The organism is Duganella lactea (genome assembly GCF_009857505.1).
Classification (GTDB): Bacteria; Pseudomonadota; Gammaproteobacteria; order Burkholderiales; family Burkholderiaceae_D; genus Rugamonas; species Rugamonas lactea.
In genome coordinates this window covers 105,231-125,486 of the sequence record NZ_WWCP01000010.1, presented here as the reverse complement: position 1 = coordinate 125,486, position 20,256 = coordinate 105,231, and the positions used below count along the sequence as shown (strand labels likewise).

Sequence of the window (20,256 nt, the reverse complement as noted above, 5' to 3'; positions counted from 1 at the left end):
AGTGAAGAATGAAACCGAACATCACCGTGTCCACGCTGGACATCGAACGCCTGGAAGCCCTGCTGGAAACCAGTCACAACCCGTCATTGCAGGAGGAACTGGCCCGCGCTCGCGTGGTCGAGCCCGAGGAGATCCCGTCCGACGTGGTCACCATGCGCTCGCAGGTCCGCTTCGCCATCGACAACCCGCCACAACAGCTGTGCATGACGCTGGCCTATCCCAAGGACATGGCCGAGCTACCGGACGGCATCTCCATCCTGACGCCGATCGGCACCGCGCTGCTCGGCCTGAAAGTCGGCGACAGCATCGACTGGCCGCGCCCGGACGGCCAGCTCACCACGCTGCGCATCCTGGAGGTGCCGTACCAGCCGGAGCGCGCGGGCGAAACATTCCGCTGAAGACCACTAGACGACTGGTCTAATTGTGTTATACTGCAGCGCATGAAAGCCGAATACACCAACGTCCGCCAGCATATTCTCGATCAAGGGAAGGCCATCATCACCCGCAAAGGTTTTGCGGGGGTGGGCCTGAACGAGATCCTGACGGCCGCCGATGTGCCCAAGGGTTCCTTCTACCATTACTTCAAGTCCAAGGAGCTGTTCGGCGAGGCGCTGCTGGAAGATTACGTGCATCAGTATCTGGCCGAAATGGACACCACGCTGGCCCGCCCCGGCCAGAACGCCGCCCGCTCGCTGATGGATTACTGGACCGGCTGGTTCGCCGAGGACTGCGGCTGCCGCTGCCTGGTGGTCAAACTGAGCAGCGAAGTGGCCGACATGTCGGAACCGATGCGCGTCGCCCTGCTGGACGGCACCAGCCGCATCATCGCCCGTATCGCGCTCACGCTGGAACAAGGCGTGGCGGACGGCTCGCTGACGTCGATCACCGATAGCGCCCACACCGCGCAAACGCTGTACCAGCTGTGGCTGGGCGCGGCCATGCTGACCAAGCTACGCCGCGATCCAAGCGCGCTGCAATCGGCCTGGCAAGCCACGCTGGCCCTGCTGAAACTGTAGCCATATTTTTTGAATCATTTTCTAGACGACCAGTCTAATACAAAGGAAGAGCAGATGAAGAACTTCGAATTCCACAACCCGACCAAAATCGTCTTCGGCGCCGACACCGTCGCCAAACTGTCCAAACTGGTGCCGGAAACCGCGCGCGTGCTGATCCTGTACGGCGGCGCCAGCGCCGAAAAGACCGGCACGCTGGCCGAGGTGCGTAGCGCGCTGGGCAACCGCACCGTGCAGGAATTCGGCGGCATCGAACCGAACCCCAGCTATGAAACGCTGATGCGCGCGGTCGAACAAGTGCGCCGTGAAAAGCTGGACTTCCTGCTGGCGGTCGGCGGCGGCTCGGTCATCGACGGCACCAAGTTCGTCGCCGCCGCCGCGCTGTATGCCGGCGAGCCGTGGGAAATCGCCGAGCGCGGCGGCGCCAACATCAAGCAAGCGCTGCCCTTCGGCACGGTGCTGACCTTGCCGGCCACCGGTTCCGAGATGAACGCCGGCAGCGTGATCACCAAGAAAGCCACGCACGCCAAGCTGGCCTTCCACAGCACGCTGGTGTATCCACAGTTTTCCATCCTCGATCCGCGCAAGACCTTCACGCTGCCGGTCAGCCAGGTCGCCAACGGCCTGGTGGACGCCTTCGTCCACACCACCGAGCAATACCTGACCTATCCAGCGCAAGCGCGGGTGCAGGACCGCTTCGCCGAAGGCTTGCTGCAAACCCTGGTGGACATCGCGCCGACCGCCATTGACACGCCGGACGACTACGACACCCGCGCCAACCTGATGTGGACCGCCACCCTGGCCCTGAACGGCCTGATCGGCGCAGGCGTGCCGCAGGACTGGGCCACCCACATGATCGGCCACGAGCTGACCGCGCTGTACGACATCGACCATGCCCGCACGCTGGCGCTGGTGCTGCCGGCGCTGCTGGACGTACAGCGCGAGCCGAAACGCGCCAAGCTGCTACAGTTTGGCGAGCGCGTCTGGAACATCACCAGCGGCAGCGACGACGAGCGCATCGACGCCGCCATCGCCCGCACCCGCGCCTTCTTTGAAGGTCTGGGCATTCCAACCCGCCTGTCCGCCTACGCGCTGGGCCAGGACGCCGTGGAAGCCGTGCTCAAGCAGTTGGAAGCGCACGGCATGACCGCCCTCGGCGAACACCGCGACATCGACCTCGCGCGCAGCCGCCGTATTCTTGAAGCCGCACTCTGATAAAGGAAATGACAATGAAAAAGATTCTGATGGTACTGACCTCGCACGACCAACTGGGCAACACCGGCAAGAAAACCGGCTTCTGGCTGGAGGAGTTCGCCGCGCCCTACTACACGCTGAAAGCCTCGGGTGCGCAGCTGACGGTGGTGTCGCCGGCCGGCGGCCAGCCGCCGCTCGATCCGAAAAGCGACGCGCCGGAATCGCAGACCGAGGCGACCAAGCGCTTCAAGGCGGACGCCGAGGCCCAGGCCGTGCTGGCCAACACCGGCAAGCTGGCCGACGTCAACGTCGCCGACTTCGACGCCGTATTCTATCCCGGCGGCCACGGCCCGCTGTGGGACCTGGCGGAGGACCGCCACTCGATCAAGCTGATCGAGGACATGATCGCCGCCGGCAAACCGGTCGGCGCCGTCTGCCACGCGCCGGGTGTGCTGCGCCACGTCAAGGCCGCCGACGGCACGCCGCTGGTCAAGGGCAAGCAAGTGACCGGCTTCACCAACACCGAGGAAGACGCGGTCGGCCTGACCGATGTGGTGCCGTTCCTGGTGGAAGACATGCTCAAGCAAAACGGCGGCATCTACTCCAAGGTCGGCGACTGGCAGTCTTACGCCATCACCGACGGCCTGCTGGTCACCGGCCAGAATCCGGCCTCGTCGGAAGCCGTCGCCGAGGCGCTGCTGAAGCTGCTGGCCTGATTCCCTGCTTACAGCCGCCCGATGCGCATATTGATCGGCCAGGTCACGGAGCGCGGGGTCTGTTCGTCGCCCCACAGGAGGGCGAGGTCGTCCGCGAAGCGGGTGACGATGTCCTCGCGCCCCGCCTCCCTGGCGCTGCGCACGGCGGACCAGGTCTGCAGGTAGCCGAGGAATTCCGGCAGCCGCCATGCGACACGGATGTGCATCGGCGGCGCCTGGAATTCCTCAAACGGAAAGTCGAGCGTGGCATAGCCGCTGTCGACCAGCTTGCGCGCCGGCGGCCAGTAGGGGCCGATCTCCTGCCAGTAGAAACGCTGGAAACGCTCGTTCAACGCGGCGTCGAGATCCAGCACGCCGTAGCTGATCAGCGCCAGCACCGCGCGCGGAGCGCCAACGCGGCGTACTTCGCTGTAAAACGCCGGCAGATCAAACCAGTGGGCGGCCTGCGCGGCGGTGATCAGGCCGACACTGTGGTCGGCCAGCGGTAGCCGCTCCGCCGGCGCGCATTGATAGCTGAGGTGGTCGCCGGTAGTGGCGTTGGCGATCTGGTCGGCGCTGGGATCAAGGCCGACCACCTGGCCGAAGTGCGCGGCCAGCAGCTGCGTCAGTTGGCCGTTGCCGCATCCCACGTCCACCGCCAGGCCGGCGTCCGGCGCCACGGAAGCCAGATACGCCGCCAGCTGCGCCGGATATTCCGGCCGGAAGCGGGCGTAATCGCTTCCGCCTTGCTCAAACCAATTCCGCATATGCTGTCTCTCCTTTTCGGAGAATGATACACCCTTAGCTGCGCCGCGCGAGGCGCCGCCAGCCCAGCACCACCCCGGCCAGCGTGGCGACGAAACCGAGCCCGCAGAGGACGATGACGACGACATCCCAGACCGGACGGGCGCGCAGCGGCGAGGCGAAATCCAGTTGATGCAGACCGTTGAACAGCCACCGGTTCCATTTGCTATTGCGGTCGGCATAGCCGACGATGTCGCCTTGCAGCGGATCGATGTAGAAGGTGGTGTCATCGGCCAGATCAAATTGCGCGCGCACCACCGGCAGCACGGCTTGCTGGTGGTGGCTGTAGTGGTAGTCGTCCTCGCTGGTCAGCGAGACGAACGTGACCGGCACGCCGGGACGCAGCGCGCGCATCGCCTGTTGCAGGCGCTCGGTGGACACCGGCAGCAGCAACTGGCGCCGGCCGCGATCGAGCAGGCTGAAATTCAGCTGGCCGCCGATGCGGCGCCATTCGAGTTCCAGCAGGCCGGGATGGGCGCGAACAATGCCGTCCACCGGCGCCGCCAGGTCTTCGCGACTCAGCGCGCCGCCGGCGAAGGCCTGCCGGTCCTCTGCGGTCACGCCGGGCGAGGCCAACCAGCCGAACGGCGTGACCGACAGCCAGCCGCTGAACAGCCAGGTCAGCATCAGCGTGCCGATACTCAATCCCAGCCAGTGATGCCACGCTTGCCAGCCACGGTACGGCGAGCAGCGTCCGCCGGCGTAACGGCGGCGCACGCGCAGGCGCAGGATGCCGAGCACCATGCCCAGCAGCGCCAGCAGCAGCGCTGAGGCCGAGGTCCACATCACCACTTGCCGCCACGGCTGTCCATGCTCGCGCAGCGGCGTGAAGTAGATCCAATGAATTACCGAGCCGGCCCAGTTCCATGCGCGCTCGCTGCGGGTGGTGTCGCGCACCAGCTCGCCCGTGCGGCTGGAGACGTACAACACACTGCCCGCCGCATCGTCGGCGCTGACACGATACAGCGGCTTGTGCTCCTGCACGCGGCCGAAGGTCCATTGATCGATGTCGATCAATTCCGCCGATAGCCGGCGCGCACCCGGCGCCGCATTGCGCGCGCTGTCGGCCGCCAGCGCCGCCGTCATCCGCAGCGGCTGGCCGCTGTCGGCCCAGACCGACCACCAGCGGCCATCGGCCTGGAAGTGGTAGGCCGGGCGTCCCGCCACCTGGTTCAGCCGCACCGCCGCCGGCATGCCGGGCCGGTCCGCCGCCCGCCACGCGTCCCAGGCGGTGACCCGGACTTGTGGCGCCGCCAGCGGCGCCAGCCACGCCATGCGCTCCGCTTCCGTCAGCGCCGGATACGGCACGTACATCATCACGACGCCGGAACCGAACCACAGCAACACCAGCAGGCCGAACACGATGCCCAGCCAGCGGTGCCACAGGTGCGCCTGGCGCTTCCAGGAGGACATGCTCAGTAGCGCCACTGCACGGTCAGCTCGGCGTGACGGCGGTCGCCCAGCAGGTACTGGCTGCTGGTGTACGAGGTGACGGCGTACAGCTTGTTGGCCAGGTTGCGCAGGTTCAACTGCACCAGCACGTTGCGGCTGTATTGCCAGCCCAGCGAGGCGTCGAAGGTGGTGTAGGCCGGCAGCGCCTGGCTGTTGGCGTTGTCGATGTAGCGCTCGCCCACATAGCGCGCACCCAGCGCGCCGCGCCAGCCATCGGCTTTGTAGTTGAACCACAGGTTGGACGAGATCTTGGGCACGTCCGCCGGACGGTTGCCGGCGCGCGAGAGGTTGCCGCCCTCGATCAACCGATCAAATTGGGCGTCGGTGTAGGCGGCGTTGGCGTCGACCCGCCATGCCGCGTTCAGCGCCACGCTGGCCGTCACTTCGGCGCCGCGCGACGATTGTGCGCCGCCCTGTATCGACAGCGCCGCATTGGCTGGATCGCGCGTGATGATGTCGTCCTTGGTGATGCGGTACAGCGCCGCCGTCCACTCGGCCTTGCCACCGGCCAGCGATTGCTTGACGCCGGCTTCCACCTGGCGCGACGAGGTCAGCTTGTACCGGCTGTTGGCCAGGTTCAGCGACAGCAGGCTGGCGACCGGATCGCTACCGCTGCTGACCTGTGCGTATAGCGCGGTGGCCTGATCCAGCTTCCACGTCAGACCCAGGCGCGCGGCGTTCGATTGCAAGGTCGAAGTGAAGCCGGCGGCGCCCAGCAGGCTGACACGTTCCACCTTGTAGCGGTCGTGACGCAGGCCGCCCAGCAACAGCAGCTCCGGCGTGATGCGGTAGGCGTCTTCGAGGTAGAAGGCATAGCTCGTGGTGTCGGTGGCGAAGTTCGGCTGAATCGGGTCTGGACTGTCGAACACACCGGGATTGAAGCCGAACGGCGTCACCGTCGAGGCGCCGCCGTAGGGCGAGTTATTGGTGTGCTTGAAGTGGATGATCGACGCTTCCCAACCCGCCGCCACGCGGTGCGCGCCGTCCACCCAGCGCGCTTCCAGGCGGTTGCCGGTCTGCTCCTGATCATGGTGAATGCCGATGTAATCGCTGCGCTCCACCACGCTGGCGGCGGCGTTGTAGCTGTAGGACTCGACGTTGCGCCAGTTGCGGCGCGCCTTCATGTAGGCCAGCTCGTTGCTGACGGTCAGCGCCGGCGAATAGCGCCACGTCAGGCGCGCCACCGCCTTATCATCGACGAAATGAATATCGGCGTCGCTGACGTTGTAGTTCTGATCGCGCAGCGCGCGCGACAGGCCACCGTTGACCAGCGGCGTGCCGAAATAGCGCTGCGGCTTTTGCTCCAGGTGATCCAGCGACAGGTCCAGATCGAGGTCCGGCGACAGCGCATAGTTCACGCTGGTCAGCACCTTGCCGTGACGCGCGTCGCCGCGATCGATGAAGCCGTCGCTGTGATCAGCATAGGCATCGATGCGGAACGCGCCCTTCTCGCCCAGCGCGCCAGTGCCGCCGACGCCCGCGCGCAGCGCCTGGCCGCCGCCCACACCGGCCATCGCCTCGAAGGAACTGGCGCGCGACGGCGCCTTGCGCACCGCGTTAATGGTGGCGCCGGTGGTGCCGCTGCCCTACACGATCGAACCCGGACCGCGCAGCACCTCAATGTATTCGTAGCCCCACGGATCGGCCGGGTAAGTGGCCGTGCCCGATCCCACCTGCGGACGCTGGCCGTTCTCCAGCAGCGCGATCGCGCCGTTGCCGGTGAATCCGCGCGCCGAATAAGCCACGCCGTTGCCGGGCGAGCTGATGTCGGTCAGGCCGGTGGTGCGAGTGACCGCTTCCTTGACCAGCAAGTCGCCGCGCGCCTGCATGGTGTCGGCACTGAGCGCCTCGACGCTGGCCGGCAGTTCCTGCGCGGTCAGGTTCAGGCGGCTGGCGGTGGCGTTCTGGCGCGTCAGTCCCAGGCCATCGTTGGTGGATGCCCCCTGCACGGTGACGCTGGGTAAAGCGTCGTCGGCAAAGGCGCCGCCACTGCACAGCAAGCCGATGAGAGTGACGAGTGGACGCAAGGAAGGAGAACGGATCATGAGTTTTCTCTGACTGAAAGGTTGGAATAATCCGCCGCGCCATGACAAGCGAACGCGCGCGCGCCGGCCGGCAGCCTGCGGAAGCGATAGCAGTCAAGGAAAACAGCGAACCAATAACAGGCAACAGCCACACCCCGTGCGTTGCGCAATCATCGTGACTGGCCGGTCTTCTGGCTCGCCCTCATCCTTCCCTGCCCTTGCCTTCCCGTGCGGATGCACAGTGGCGGTTGGACAGCGTCGTCAGGCTCACAGCAGCGGGGGCTGCGCCGGACTGGCGCGCAATGAAAATCGCGCGCGTCACCGGCTTCCCGTTTCACCCCGCGGCTGAAAAGACGCGGGGCACCATTCACGTTTGAGCGCGGATTCTATCACACGGACTGGACAGTTAAGGTCTATAATTAACGCAACTTACTTGCATTAATATTGTATATGACCGAATCTCTCCCGACAATCGAATTAGCGTTGCTGCTGGGTTTACGCCACGGCCTGGCGCCCGATCACCTGGCCGCCATCGACGGCCTGACGATGCGCGCGCGGCTGGCCAGCGCGCCATGGATGGGCGCGCTGTTCGCGCTGGGCCATGGCGCGGTTGTGCTGCTGATGGTGGCGCTGGCCGACTTGGCCGCCGACTGGCTGCAACTGGACTCCGCCTTGCTCGACACGATGGCGACGCTGGAATGGCTGCCCGGCATTCTGCTGCTGTCGCTGGCCGCGCTGAACGCGCGCAGCCTGTGCCGGCCGCAGCAAGCCAGTCCGCGCGGCGGCGTCGGCGCGCGCCTGCTGGCGCCGCTGACACGGGTGCGGCCGCTGACCGCGCTGGGCATCGGCATGCTGTTCGCGCTGGGTGTGGAAAGCCTGTTGCAGGCACTGGCCTGGGGTTACGCGGCGGCGCAGTTGGGCGGCGGCAACTGGAGTGCGCTGCAAGTCGCCGGCACATTCGTGCTGGGCATGGCCGTGACCGATGCGCTGGACGGTTACGCCACCGCGCGCATCGCGGCTGGCGCCGGCCAGCAGGCAATGCAGCGCTTCCGCCGCCGCCTCGGCTGGCCGATCGTGGCGCTGTGCACAGTCAGCGGCGTGCAACTGCTGCTGTCCAAGATCTGCGCCAGCTGCACGCGGGCCGATGACGGCCTGCAACTACTGGGCATGGCGATGGTGGCGGCCACGCTGGCCTTGTATGCGTGGACGTGGTGGCGGCAGCCGCGCGCCGCCCCCCCGGCTTCTGGTTGACTACACCATGCCACGCCTGGTCAGCGCGGCGTCAAGACCTGCAGGCCGGCCGCGACATAGACCAGCGGCGCATTCCAGTTAATGGCGACCTCGTTGCTGGCGTAAGAGCACTCATGGTCGAGATAGGATTTAGCCGGCAGCCTGGATGGATACGGCTTCGGGCAGTGCTGCGCATCCTGCTGACCGGGCTGCGGACCGCCAGCCAAAAAGCCCGGCACCGGCGCGGCGATGCCATCGGCTTGCGACGGCCGGTGATGCGGATGCTGCGTCGATCTGGCGCCGTAGCCGGTGACGAAAGACGTCTCGACCGCGTTGCGGCCCAGCACATAATCCAGGCCAGCTTGCGCCGCGTCCAGATAGTCACGCTTGCCGGTCAGGCGGTAGCCATGCAGCAGCACCATGGCCTGATTCAGCGCCAAGCCACTGCTGCCCCAGTCGAAATCGTGGGTCTGCATGGGGATGCCGTAGGGCGATTTTTTCCAGCCGTCCGCCAGTTGTTGCGCCAGCACCTCCACACGGTTCGTGATCAAGCGCTGGTCGGCGGCGGCGCTCAACTGCTTGCGGTGGCGCGCCAGCGACATCCAGGCCAGACCGCGCACCTCGCCCCATGACGGCACGCTGGTGGCCTGTTCCGGCGCGCGCATGGCCTGGTAGTAAGCATCGTCGCCGGTCGTGATATAGAGCTCGGCGGCGGCCCAGGCGAATTCATCGCTGACATCCTTGTCGCCATATTCCCCGGTGCTGACGTCCTTGGGCTGCTGATAATACTCGCGCGGATGGGCCTGGGCCCAGCGCCATGCCGATTGCGCGGCCGTCAGCATCCGCGCCGACAGCGCCTTGTCAAACGGCGCGTAGACGCGGCTGGCGGTGGCCATGACGGCGCTGAAGTCGAGCGCGGCGGCGGTGGTCTTTTGCACCACGTAGCGCGGCTGCGTGGCCTGGTTCGGCATCACGATACCGTCGAAGTGCAGATTGGTCAGCTTGTGATAGACGCCGCCATCGGCCGGGTCCTGCATCGTCAGCATCCATTCCAGATTCCACCAGACTTCGTTGAGAATGTCGGGCCGGCCGTTGCCGCTTTCGGGGATGTTGAGGTCTTGCCGCTGGAAGAATGCCGGGAAGTCTTCGTAGGCGGCCAGCAAGGTGTAGGTGGCGATGCCGGAATTGACGATGTATTTGTTGTAGTCGCCGGCGTCGTACCAGCCTTTGGGGCTGGCGATGACGGTGCCGGCCGGGCGCGTGGCCGAGGCGGCCGAGGCATGGATCAGCACCTGCGTGTCCGGATGGCCGGCGGCGCGCGCGTAGATGCCGGCGTATCGGGCGTCCAGCGCGGTGCTGGCGCGGTTGAAGTAAAACGCCTTGAGCGCGGCGGCGCTGACCGCCTGATAAGCCGAGGGGCTGATTTCGAACGGCGACGAATCCGGCAGGCCGGTCACGCGCAGCAGGTACTTGCCGGGAGTGTTCAGCGGGGCGAAGCTGGCCAGGCGAACGGTGTCGCCCGAGTCCGGCGAGCTTGTTGCAGGGCCCAGCGCGCCATGGAACACCACCTTGCCGCTGTCGGCGTCCACCACCGCGAAGTCGCGCGCGACGCCGTCCGGCACCACCGCCACTTTCGCTGCGCCGGGTAAAAAACCGAGCTGATTGAGTTTGATGTCATCCGCGCTGGCCGCGCCGTGCGCGCCGAGGCCGGCCAGCGTCAGCATCAGAAGGGTTTGTCTCACGTCTAGTCCTCTTATCTTGAAAACGTTTTCATGACATGATCGCGTATTTCGGATGGAAGAGCAACCTCAAACGTAGCGTGCGAAAGCGAAGCTGGCGCTCAGAAGCAGTGCCGAATGCCGCCATGCGCGAGGTGAACTGATAGACAGCGTTGTCCTCACGCCGACCGCTTGTGCTGTCAAGCAAGCTCAAGGCTTTAGGAACAGCCCCTGCAGATCACCATAAGGCATCGCCTTGGCGATCAGCGGGCCAGCGTTGCCGGTGGCGAGGAAGCCCTTGGCCATGTCGGCCGCGACCGACCACAACGCTTGCGGAATGCCGCTGCCCGCACTGAGACGCGCCACACCCAACTGGTGCAACGCTTCCGCCGACGGCAGCCCCGGCCAGTCCATCACGTTGACCGGCAAACCGGCGCCCGCCACCACCTGCTTGATTTCCTCCACCAGGCAGATGCCCGGCACGAACAGGCCGTCAATGCCGGCCTCCTTGTACAACCTGGCGCGCTTCAACACCTCGGCCACGCGCTCGCCTTCCGGCGCCAGCCCCTTTAGATAAACATCCGTGCGCAGATTGACGAAGATCTCGCGGTCCAGCCGCTTGATAGCGTGGATCTTGTCGGCCACCAGCGCCGGCGCGTCGTTGCCGTCTTCCAGGTTGATGCCGGCCACGCCGACCTCGATCAGACGCAGCACGTTGCGCGCCACCTGCTGCGGATCGGCCGAATAACCGTTCTCGAAGTCCACCGACAACGGCACCTTGATCACACGCGCGATGTTGGCCGCCACCGCGATGGCGCTGTCGACCGGCAAGTGATCGTTGTCGGCATAGCCCTGCGCCCAAGCCACGCCAGCGCTGGTGGTGGCGATGGCCGCCGCGCCCAGACGCTCAAACAGGCGGGCGCTGCCGGCATCCCAGGCGTTTGGCAGGTGCAGCAGTTGGCTGCCGTCGTGCAGCTTCTTGAAATCGCTCATGTCATCTCCGTTAGAAAAGGCTGGCTTGCGCCGTGGTCAGGCCGGTGAAACTGTCATGCATCGGCAGCAGGATCGAATCGGCGATCGGCTGCAGTTGCTTGCTCAGGTAGTGCTCGTAATCGATGTGCGAGCGTACCACTTCCAGCGGCTCGGGGCCGCCGGTGGTCATGATGTAGCTGATCCAGCCGCCGTTCTGATAGCGCAACGGGCGCCGCTGCGACTGGTTGTATTCATCGGCGATGCGCGCGGCGCGCACCTGCGGCGGCACGTTGACCTTGTATTCGTCCAGCGGCTGGCGCAGGCGTTTGCGATAGACCAGCAGGTCATCATGGTCACCGGACAGCGTTTTCTCGGCATACTCGCGCACATAATCCTGGTAAGGCTCATCCTTGAAGATGCGGGTGAACAGCCCCTGCTGGAATTGCTGCGCCAGCGGCGTCCAGTCGCTGCGCGCCACCTCCAGTCCGCGATAGATGACTTCCTCTTCGCCCTTGGCGTTGACGGCCAGACCGGCATAGCGCTTCTTGCTGCCCAGGTCGGTGCCGCGAATGGTGGGCATGAAGAACTTCCGGTAATGCGTGTCGAACTCGATTTCGAGGTGGCAGTCGAGGCCGTGCTTTTCCTTCAGCATGGTGCGCCACCACTGGTTGATGTCGTCGGCCAGCGCATGGCCGATGGCCAGCGCCTCCTGGTTCGGGTATTCCTTTTTCAGCCAGATGAAGATGGAGTCGGTGTCGCCGTAGATGACGTCGTAGCCTTTGGCCTCCACCAGCTCGCGCGTCTGCTTCAACATCTGGTGACCGCGCAGCGTCACCGACGACACCAGACGCGGGTTGAAGAAACGGCACTCGCTGGCGCCCAGCACGCCGCAGAAGGAATTCATCAGCAGCTTCAGCGCGGTCGACAGCGGCTCGTTCTTGGCCCGCTTGGCGGCGTCGCGCTGTTTCCAGATATCGGTGGTGATGGCCGGCAGGCAGTGCTTGTCGCGCGAGAACACGGTGCCGTTGACGCCCTCCACCACCTTGGCCGGATCGGTGGCGGCTTCGCCCTCGATCAAGCCCACCGGGTCGACCAGAAAGGTCCGGATGATCGACGGGTACAGGCTCTTGTAGTCCAGCACCACCACCGAATCGTACAGCCCCGGCTTGGAGTCGAGCACGAAGCCGCCCGGCGAGGCGCCGCCGCTGATGTCGCCGACATTCGGCGCCACATAGCCTTCGCGGTGCATGCGCGGCAGGTAGTGGTGGTTGAAGGCGGCGATCGAGCCGCCCAGGTGGTCGGCCGCCAGCCCGGTCACGGTGGCGCGCTCGATCATGAAGGCCAGCAGGTTGGCCTTGGCGAAGATGCGCGTGACCAGTTCGCAATCCTTCAGGTTGTAGCGCGCCAGCGCCGTCTTGTCATGCTGGAAGCGGCGTTCGATTTCCGCCATCTTGTCGTAGTCGTCGCCGATTTCCTTGCCCTCGCCCAGCATCGCCTGCGCGACGTTTTCCAGGCTGAAGGACGGGAACATCCACGAGGCCGCCTTCAGCGCGTCGATGCCGTCGAGGATGATGCGGCCCGGCAGCGGCGCGAACAGATAGCCCTGCTTGCCCGGATGCTCGCGCCATTCGATGCCCTTGCCCTCGCGGCCCAGCGCCAGCGGCACCTTGTACTTGTCGGCGTTCTTTTGCAGCACGCGCAGGTCGAACTGCACCACGTTCCAGCCGACGATCACATCCGGATCGTGGCGCGCCATCCAGGCGTTCAGACGCTCGATCAGCTGGCGCGGCGTGGCGAGGTATTCCAGCGCGAAGTCGACCGCCGGCGCGTCGGCCGGCGCCGCCCCCAGCATGTAGACCTGGCGCTGGCCGCAGCCTTCCAGCGCGATCGAATACAGGTCCTCGTAGGCGCTGGTTTCAATGTCCAGCGACACCATCGTCAGCGTCGGCCGGTAGTCGGGCGCGGGCTTGAGCTTGCAGTTGTGGATGACGGCGCCGCTGGCGTGGCCGCCCTCGGTCTGCACGCTGGCGGTGATGAAGCGTTCCATCAGATAGCGCTCGGGCGGGCGGATGTCGGCCTCGTACAGCTTGATGCCGTGGTCGCGCAAGACGCGCTCCAGCGCGGTCAGTGATTTGTAGCGCGAGGCGTAGACGCCGACCACCGGCTGCTGCTGGAAGGTTTTCAGCGGCAGCTCGCGCAGCGCGATGCCGGCGCCGGGCGCGATCTGCGCCGCGATCGCCTCGCGCAACGCGGCCTCGGCGAAGGCCACCGAGGTCTGCGCGGTAAGGCGCACTTTCCTGGGGCCGGCGTCGGTCGCCAGCCAGAAATCGATCTCCGTGCCGCTGGGCGTGTCGCGCCAGTGACGGGTCAGGATGAAGCCGGTTTGTGCGGTATGCGTCATGCCAGAATTATACTGTATGCGCATACAGTTTACACTACTCTGTGCTGAGCCATCCCCCGGCGTGGTAGGTCAGCCGCAGGGCTGCCGGGCCGCGCGGCGCCGGCCGGTGTTCCGGCTGACCCGGCGTGCCCGCGCGCTCGACGTCGAAGGCCACGCCGTCCAGGCTGATTTCCACGCTGGCGCCGTCCTCGGCGCGACCGGCGAACAGCAGCAGCGCGCCCGGTCCGCGCACCGCGCCGCGCAAGGTCGACAGGCCGGACCAGCGATAATGCAACAGCTCGCCGACCAGACGGGTGGCCGCCCGCACCAGCGGCAGCCGCTGTTCCTGCGACGGGTCGCCGCCGCTGATCCAGTACACCTGCACCGCGCACAGCACGCCGTGCTCGGCGTCGAACAGGTAGTGCAGCCGCGCCGCGCCGGGCCCGGGCGGCAACGCCGGCAAGCTCAGTTCCAGCCGCTGCTCGCCGCTGAAGCGGTCGTACTCGTGGCGCAGTGTCGCCTGCGCCGCCGGATGCTCTTCGGCGATCGCCTGCATCACGGTGGCCACGTCCATGCCCCAGCGCGCGCGGCCGTAGCCGCTGCAACGGTACAGGTGTTCACCCACCTGCCAGGCGCGCGGCTGACCGGTCAGTGATAGTTCCTGCATGGGGCGACGCACGGGACGGGGCGACAACTTGGATTGGACGTACATGGCGAGTCGGAAAACGGAGAACAGATAACGGTGCAGATTGTATGTTGCGATATCGCATCGTGTCTGTAGCACGAATGTACTACACGGCGGCGATCACCGCCGAGGCCGCCGCCGTTACGGCGTACAATGCCCGCATGACGCCCACACTGCCCCAAGATACCCGCCGCATCCACGTTGCCATCGTTGAGGACGACCCGGATTTCGGCAGCGCCCTCAGCCTGGCGGTGCAGGCCTGCGCCGACCTGCTGCTGACCGGCCGCGCCGCCACCCAGGCCGAGGGCCTGGCCATGCTGTCGGGGCCGCCGGCCGATGTGCTGCTGGTTGATCTCGGCCTGCCGGACGGCTCCGGCATCGAGGTGATCCGCGCGGCGGCGCGGCTGTGGCCCAGCTGCAGCACCATGGTCAGCACCAACTTCGGCGATGAAACCCATGTGATGCGCTCGATCGAGGCCGGCGCCGCCGGCTACCTGCTGAAGGACAGCTCGCCGGCGCGGATGAGCGACGAGATCCGCAGCCTGGCCAACGGCGGCAGCCCGATCAGCCCGATCATCGCGCGGCAGGTGCTGGCGCGCTTCCGCCACATGCCGACCGAGGCGCCGGCCAGCGCCGCCACGCCGCCGGCGGATGCGCCGACGCTGCTGTCGCAGCGCGAAAAAGAAGTGCTGGACTACATCACCAAGGGCTTCAGCGTGCATGAAATCGCCGGCCTGATGCAGCTGTCGCACTTCACCATCCGCACCTTCGTGCGACGCATCTACAGCAAGCTGAAGGTCAACTCCAAGGCCGAGGCCATCTACGAAGCCCGCACCCAGGGCCTGCTGTCCTGATGGCACGCCCGGCACGGCTGCTGGCCCATCTGCTGTTGCTGTTCTCCATCGCCGTGCTGATCGCGGCCGCCGCGCTGTATCTGGACAACGAAGGCGGCGCCGGCGCGCCGCTGCGCCTGACGCAGGCCGAGTGGCAGGAAACCGTGGCGAGCGGCTACACGCCGCCGCCGCCCACGCTGAACAGCGCGACGCTGCCGCCGGTCTGGCAAACAACACCGCTGCCGTTCAACCCGCCGATCGCGCTGCTGCGCCAGGCGCAGTCGGGTGCCAGCACCACGCCGCCGCACGCGGTGCGCGTGACCTGGCTCAGGGTGGCGCTCGACTCATTGCCGGCCGCCGGCCACCATCTGGCGCTGTACAGCGCGCGCGTCAAGACCGACGGCACCATCGCGGTGTACGTCAACGGCCGCCTGAGCTATCAGGCGCAGCAGAACGGACCATCGTGGAACAGCACCCGCACGCCGCTGTGGTTCCAGCTGGACGGCGGCCGCGACGCGCCGCCGGTGCACGAGATCCTGCTGCGGTTGGAACATACCTACGCGTCGCAGACGGCGGTGGCGTCGCTGCGGCTGGGGCCGGCGGAAGCGCTGCGCCCGGCCTACCATGTACGGCTATGGCTGCAACAGCAATTGCCGGCCATGCTCAGCGCCGCCTTCCTGGCGGTCGGCGTGTTCGCCGTGTTCGTCTGGGTGCGCCGCCCGCATGAGATGGCCTATCTGCTGTTCTTCAACCTGTCCGCCACCGGCTTCCTGCGCGGCCTGCATTTTTATGTGGACTTGCGGGTCGAGAACGACTGGTTCGCCTGGCTGACGGTCAACTCGCTGTTCTGGCTGGTGCTGGCGGTGCATTTCTTCCTGTGCCAGCTGCACGGACGGGCGCTGGTGTGGCTGACGCGCGCGCTGGTGGCGGTGACCGCGCTGATCGGCGTGCTGACCTTGCCGTCGCTGGCGGTGCTGCCCAATATGCCGACGGTGACGCCGCTGATCTACCCGGTGGCGGCGCTGATGAGCACGATCGCCTGCGTGGTCGGCGGCGTCTGCGCCTGGCGCCACTCGTCCGAGGGGCGGCTGGTGGTGTACGGCCTGTTCGCCTGCACCGCGATGGGCATGACCGACTGGCTGCTGCAGAACAACGTGATCAGCGCCGAAGGCTGGTATCTGGGCGCCTACGCGCCGGCGGTCTGCTTCATCACCTTCGGCATCCTGATGTACCGGCGCTATGTGGCGGCGATCGCCGAGGTCGAGCTGGTCAACGCCAGCCTGGCGGAACGGCTGGCCAGGCGCGAGGCCGAGCTGGAGGCCAGCCACCAGCGCCTGCGCACCATCGAGCTACGCCAGACCATCAGCGACGAACGCCAGCGGCTGATGCAGGACATGCACGACGGCCTGGGCTCGTCGCTGATCAGCGCGATCCGCTCGGTGGAGCGCGGCGACATCAGCGACGCGCGCGTGTCGCAGATTCTGAAAGATTGTCTGGATGACCTCAAACTGACCATCGACTCGATGGAGCCGGTGGAGGCCGACCTGCTGCTGCTACTGGCCACGCTGCGCTTCCGCCTGGAACCGCGACTGGAGGGCACCGGCGTGCGGCTGCTGTGGGAGGTGCGCGAGCTGCCGGTGCTGCCGTGGCTGAATCCGTCGAGCGCGCTGCACATCCTGCGGATTGTGCAGGAGAGCATCGCCAACATCCTGCGCCACACGCGCGCCACCGAGATCCGGGTCGGCACCACCGCCGGCGGCGACGGCGTGCAGGTGCACATCGCCGACAACGGCGACGGCTTCGACGTCGCCCAGGCGCTGCGCCAGGGGGGCGGACGCGGCCTGCAGAACCAGCAGCGCCGGGCCGCCTCGGTGGACGGCACGGTGCGCTGGGAATCGGGCGCGGCCGGCACGCTGTTCACGCTGTGGCTGCCGCTGGGACGCAAGCACGGCGCGACCGAGACGCGGCCGCCGGCCAACGCCTGAGGGGCGGGGCGCCCTGCTCGCGGCAAAAAAAAAGCAAAAAAAAGCCCGCTCCAGGGAGCGGGCTAAATCTATTTCCTTGGAGGAGAATAGAGGAGACAGGTGCAATGATGCCCGTCGCCAAGCTATTAATCCAATTTATCTTTCTGATGCCTGAGATTCACAACACGCATAACACGCCGAAAGCCGGCCGCCCGCCGCCGCCAAGCGGACCTTATTTGTATCGCGCCAGCTCCATTTTGCCGATGTGCGCCCGGTGCACCTCATCCGGGCCGTCGGCCAGGCGCAGCGAGCGGGCGCTGGCGTAGGCGTGGGCCAGGAAGGGATCGGCCATGCCGCCACCGCCCTGCATCTGGATCGCCCAGTCGATCACCTGGCAGGCCATGTTGGGCGCGGCCACCTTGATCATGGCGATTTCCTTGGCGGCCACCTTGTTGCCAACGGTATCCATCATGAACGCCGCGTTCAGCACCAGCAACCGCGCCTGATCGATCAGGATGCGTGACTCGGCGATGCGCTCCAGCGTCCCCCCCTGCTGCGCCACCGGCTTGCCGAACGCCACCCGCGCCAGACTGCGCCGGCACATCTGCTCCAGCGCGCGCTCGGCCAGGCCGATCAGCCGCATGCAATGGTGGATGCGGCCTGGGCCGAGGCGGCCCTGGGCGATCTCAAAGCCCCTGCCCTCGCCCAGCAGCAGATTGGCGGCCGGCACGCGCACCTGGTCGAACACCACTTCGGCGTGGCCGTGCGGCGCGTCGTCAAAGCCGAACACCGGCAGATGGCGCACGATGGTGACACCCGGCGCGTCGCGCGGCACCAGGATCATCGACTGCTGCTGATGCCGGCTCGGGTGGTCCGGATCGCTCTTGCCCATGAAGATGAACAGCGCGCAGCGCGGATCGTTGGCGCCGGACGACCACCACTTGCGGCCGTTGATCACATACGCGTCGCCATCGCGTACGATGGCGCTTTCGATGTTGGTCGCGTCCGACGACGCCACCGCCGGCTCGGTCATGGCGAAGCAGGAGCGGATGCGCCCGTCCAGCAGCGGCGCCAGCCACTGCCGCTGCTGCGCCGGCGTGCCGTAGCGCGCCAGCACTTCCATATTGCCGGTGTCCGGCGCGGCACAGTTGAACACTTCCGGCGCCCAGTGCACGCGGCCCATGATCTCGCACAGCGGCGCGTACTCCAGGTTGCTCAGGCCGGCGCCGTGCGCGGAATCCGGCAAGAACAGATTCCACAGGCCGGCGGCGCGCGCCTCCAGCTTCAGCTGTTCCATGAGCCGGGTCGCCACCCAGGCGTTGCCGGCCTCGCGGTTGGCGTCGATCTCGGCGTGGAAGGCGGCCTCGTTGGGATAGATATGCTCGTCCATGAAGGCCGTCAGCCTGGCCTGCAATTGCTGTACTTTCGGGCTGTAATCAAAATCCATATGCGCTCCTGTGCTTAGCGGTAGGTGACGGCACCCGGCTGGCCCAGCCATTCCAGATGCGCGTAGTTGTTCAGACAGTTCAACGTGAACTGGCCGGGCCGGTGCAGCAGCCTGGTGACGCCGCAGTTGGCCAGCGACCAGTTCAGCGCCATCGTCTGCGTATCCTGCAAGCCCAGCAGATGCTGCATCAGCGCCGCGATCACGCCGCCGGAGGTGAACACGATGGTGGCCTGCTTGCCGCCGCCGGCATCCAGCCGTTCCAGCGCGCGCACGCAGCGGCCGCGGAACGCCGGCCAGCTTTCCGTGTAATCGCCGCCGTCCATCCAGCGCTGCATGGCGGCGCGGAACAACTGTTCCAGCGCGCGCGACGGATCGGCTTCGTTGGCCAGTTGCGCCTTGAAGGCGTCCGCATCGGCAAACGCCGGGCAATGGCGCAGCAGCACCTCCTTGTGATCGAACTCGGCAAAGTCATCGTCGGTGATCCACTGCGCGTCGGGCAGCAGCGCGGTCGGCAGCTCGCCCAGGCAGGCCTCCGCCGTCTGGCGGTGGCGCGTCATGCCGCCATGGATCACCTTGTCGAAGCGTTGACGCGTGTTGGCATACCACCGGCCCAGCAGGCGCGCCTGCTCCAGGCCCAGCGCCGACAGCTGATCGTAATCGGCCTTGCCGAACGAGGCCTGCCCGTGGCGCACCAGAAAAATCTGTCCCATATCGTCTCCCAGAGACCTGTAGCTTAGCGGCTGGCCTATAATTCATCAAATGAATAGCATTAATGCACCCGGATAAATCCCATGCATATATCCAAGATCGACCTCAACCTGTTCATCGTGCTGGAAGCGATCTACACGGAAGGCAGCATCACCCGCGCCAGCCAGAAAATGAACCTGACGCAACCAGCCATCAGCCATGCGCTGAAGCGGCTGCGCGACTTGTTCGACGACCCGCTGTTCGAGCGCCAGGGTAACGTGATGACGCCCACGCCGCTGGCCCGCTCCATCATCGAACCGGTGCGGCGCGCACTGCGCGGACTGGAAGTGACGCTGACCGGCGCCGCCCGCTTCGACGCCGCCAGCAGCGAACGCGGCTTCTCGCTGGCGATGCGCGACGTGCTGGAAGCGAACGTGCTGCCGCCGCTGATGGCCGGCATCGCACGCGAGGCGCCATTGGCCACGCTGAACACGCTGCAAGTGAGCCGCAAGGAACTGGCCAGCGAACTGGCCGCCGGCACGCTGGACGCCGCCATCGACGTGCTGCTGCCGCTGCCAAACGAGGTGCGCCGCATGCAACTGGCCGGCGACCAGACGGTGGTGCTGGTGCGGCGCGGCCATCCGCTGATCAAGCGCGGCAAACTGCCGCTGGAAACCTATTTAGCACTGGAACACGTCCAGACCAGCTCGCGCCGGCGCGGCCCCGGCCTGGAGGATGTGGAACTGAGCCGGCAAGGGCTGCAACGCCGCATCCGCCTGCGCTGCCAGCACTACTTCGCCGCCTGCCGCGTGGTCAGCCAGACCGATCTGGCGCTGACCATGCCCGACCGTCTGGCGCGCATCGTCAACCAGCAATTCGGCAACCAGATTTTGCCGCTGCCGCTGACGATGCCATCGCTGGACGTCTACCTGTACTGGCACGCCAACGTCGACAACGATCCTGCCAACACCTGGCTGCGCGCCCGAGTCGCCGCAGCGATGCAGGCCGTCGCCTGACACAAGTTGCCAGATCAGTTAAAGTGTCGGAATTGCAACTTGTCAACCACAGGACTATGAAACCAAACAACTTCCACCACCGGACGCTGATTACCAAAGCAAAAGACTTCTCCACCAACCTGCTAGGCGCACTGGCATTCTT

The 20,256-nt window shown here is 66.3% G+C and carries 18 protein-coding genes and 1 riboswitch; of the genes, 8 read left to right on the top strand and 10 right to left on the bottom strand.

The features are described from left to right. Positions 1-8: 8 nt before the first annotated feature. Genes rnk through GTP44_RS11020 form a run of 4 tightly spaced genes read left to right on the top strand, consistent with a single transcriptional unit; the run spans position 9 to position 2,923 of the window. On the top strand, positions 9-398 hold the full coding sequence (gene rnk, locus GTP44_RS11035; protein ID WP_160990804.1) for a nucleoside diphosphate kinase regulator: 390 nt from the start codon (positions 9-11) through the stop codon (positions 396-398). 42 nt (positions 399-440) lie between these two features. Then, positions 441-1,016: a TetR/AcrR family transcriptional regulator gene (locus GTP44_RS11030; RefSeq protein ID WP_161019449.1), complete on the top strand. Its 576-nt coding sequence runs from the start codon at positions 441-443 to the stop codon at positions 1,014-1,016. A gap of 54 nt (positions 1,017-1,070) precedes the next feature. Further along, positions 1,071-2,228 (top strand): iron-containing alcohol dehydrogenase, encoded by a 1,158-nt coding sequence (locus GTP44_RS11025; RefSeq protein WP_160990806.1) that lies wholly within the window; start codon positions 1,071-1,073, stop codon positions 2,226-2,228. Positions 2,229-2,242: 14 nt separating this feature from the next. Beyond that, positions 2,243-2,923, top strand: a complete 681-nt coding sequence (locus GTP44_RS11020; RefSeq protein ID WP_161019448.1) for a type 1 glutamine amidotransferase domain-containing protein — start codon at positions 2,243-2,245, stop codon at positions 2,921-2,923. Between the two features lie 8 nt (positions 2,924-2,931). Here GTP44_RS11020 and GTP44_RS11015 read toward each other — a convergent pair whose 3' ends face one another. From GTP44_RS11015 to GTP44_RS11000, 4 genes are read right to left on the bottom strand one after another with little or no spacing between them, the layout of a single operon-like run. After that, positions 2,932-3,669, bottom strand: a complete 738-nt coding sequence (locus GTP44_RS11015; RefSeq protein WP_161019447.1) for a class I SAM-dependent methyltransferase — start codon at positions 3,667-3,669, stop codon at positions 2,932-2,934. A gap of 34 nt (positions 3,670-3,703) precedes the next feature. Further along, a complete protein-coding gene (locus tag GTP44_RS11010) occupies positions 3,704-5,119 on the bottom strand; it encodes a PepSY domain-containing protein (RefSeq protein WP_161019446.1) in 1,416 nt (471 codons plus the stop codon). Positions 5,120-5,121: 2 nt separating this feature from the next. Next, on the bottom strand, positions 5,122-6,711 hold the full coding sequence (locus GTP44_RS11005) for a TonB-dependent receptor (RefSeq protein ID WP_161019445.1): 1,590 nt from the start codon (positions 6,709-6,711) through the stop codon (positions 5,122-5,124). Between the two features lie 33 nt (positions 6,712-6,744). Continuing rightward, positions 6,745-7,203: a TonB-dependent receptor plug domain-containing protein gene (locus tag GTP44_RS11000; protein WP_161019444.1), complete on the bottom strand. Its 459-nt coding sequence runs from the start codon at positions 7,201-7,203 to the stop codon at positions 6,745-6,747. Between the two features lie 143 nt (positions 7,204-7,346). Further along, a riboswitch (cobalamin riboswitch) is annotated at positions 7,347-7,565 on the bottom strand. A gap of 67 nt (positions 7,566-7,632) precedes the next feature. Between GTP44_RS11000 and GTP44_RS10995 the strand changes: the two genes are divergently transcribed. Further along, positions 7,633-8,433, top strand: a complete 801-nt coding sequence (locus GTP44_RS10995; RefSeq protein WP_161019443.1) for a HoxN/HupN/NixA family nickel/cobalt transporter — start codon at positions 7,633-7,635, stop codon at positions 8,431-8,433. Between the two features lie 20 nt (positions 8,434-8,453). Here the strand turns inward: GTP44_RS10995 and GTP44_RS10990 are convergent, their stop codons facing one another. The 4 genes from GTP44_RS10990 to GTP44_RS10975 form a co-directional block, all read right to left on the bottom strand. After that, complete coding sequence (locus GTP44_RS10990) at positions 8,454-10,154, bottom strand: glycoside hydrolase family 9 protein (RefSeq protein WP_371867201.1); 1,701 nt, start codon at positions 10,152-10,154, stop codon at positions 8,454-8,456. Positions 10,155-10,340: 186 nt separating this feature from the next. Next, a complete protein-coding gene (locus tag GTP44_RS10985; RefSeq protein WP_161019442.1) occupies positions 10,341-11,123 on the bottom strand; it encodes an isocitrate lyase/PEP mutase family protein in 783 nt (260 codons plus the stop codon). A 10-nt stretch (positions 11,124-11,133) separates the two neighbouring features. Continuing rightward, positions 11,134-13,503, bottom strand: coding sequence for a DNA polymerase II (locus GTP44_RS10980; protein WP_161019441.1), 2,370 nt, complete (start codon positions 13,501-13,503; stop codon positions 11,134-11,136). A gap of 34 nt (positions 13,504-13,537) precedes the next feature. Beyond that, positions 13,538-14,149: a hypothetical protein gene (locus tag GTP44_RS10975; RefSeq protein WP_160990814.1), complete on the bottom strand. Its 612-nt coding sequence runs from the start codon at positions 14,147-14,149 to the stop codon at positions 13,538-13,540. A gap of 179 nt (positions 14,150-14,328) precedes the next feature. Here GTP44_RS10975 and GTP44_RS10970 point away from each other — a divergent pair, with 179 nt between their 5' ends. Further along, on the top strand, positions 14,329-15,021 hold the full coding sequence (locus tag GTP44_RS10970) for a response regulator transcription factor (RefSeq protein WP_160990931.1): 693 nt from the start codon (positions 14,329-14,331) through the stop codon (positions 15,019-15,021). Next, positions 15,021-16,985 carry a sensor histidine kinase gene (locus tag GTP44_RS10965; protein ID WP_229256874.1) on the top strand — a complete coding sequence of 655 codons (1,965 nt, stop codon included), beginning with the start codon at positions 15,021-15,023 and terminating at the stop codon, positions 16,983-16,985. The genes GTP44_RS10970 and GTP44_RS10965 overlap by 1 nt, the downstream gene beginning before the upstream one ends. Before the next feature lie 211 nt (positions 16,986-17,196). Here the strand turns inward: GTP44_RS10965 and GTP44_RS10960 are convergent, their stop codons facing one another. Both GTP44_RS10960 and GTP44_RS10955 read right to left on the bottom strand, forming a co-directional pair. Further along, complete coding sequence (locus GTP44_RS10960; protein WP_161019440.1) at positions 17,197-18,411, bottom strand: acyl-CoA dehydrogenase family protein; 1,215 nt, start codon at positions 18,409-18,411, stop codon at positions 17,197-17,199. 14 nt (positions 18,412-18,425) lie between these two features. Then, entirely contained in the window at positions 18,426-19,121 is a 696-nt protein-coding gene (locus tag GTP44_RS10955; RefSeq protein WP_161019439.1) for a histidine phosphatase family protein, read from the bottom strand. Between the two features lie 81 nt (positions 19,122-19,202). Here GTP44_RS10955 and GTP44_RS10950 point away from each other — a divergent pair, with 81 nt between their 5' ends. After that, on the top strand, positions 19,203-20,114 hold the full coding sequence (locus GTP44_RS10950; protein WP_160990817.1) for a LysR family transcriptional regulator: 912 nt from the start codon (positions 19,203-19,205) through the stop codon (positions 20,112-20,114). Positions 20,115-20,256 lie beyond the last annotated feature (142 nt).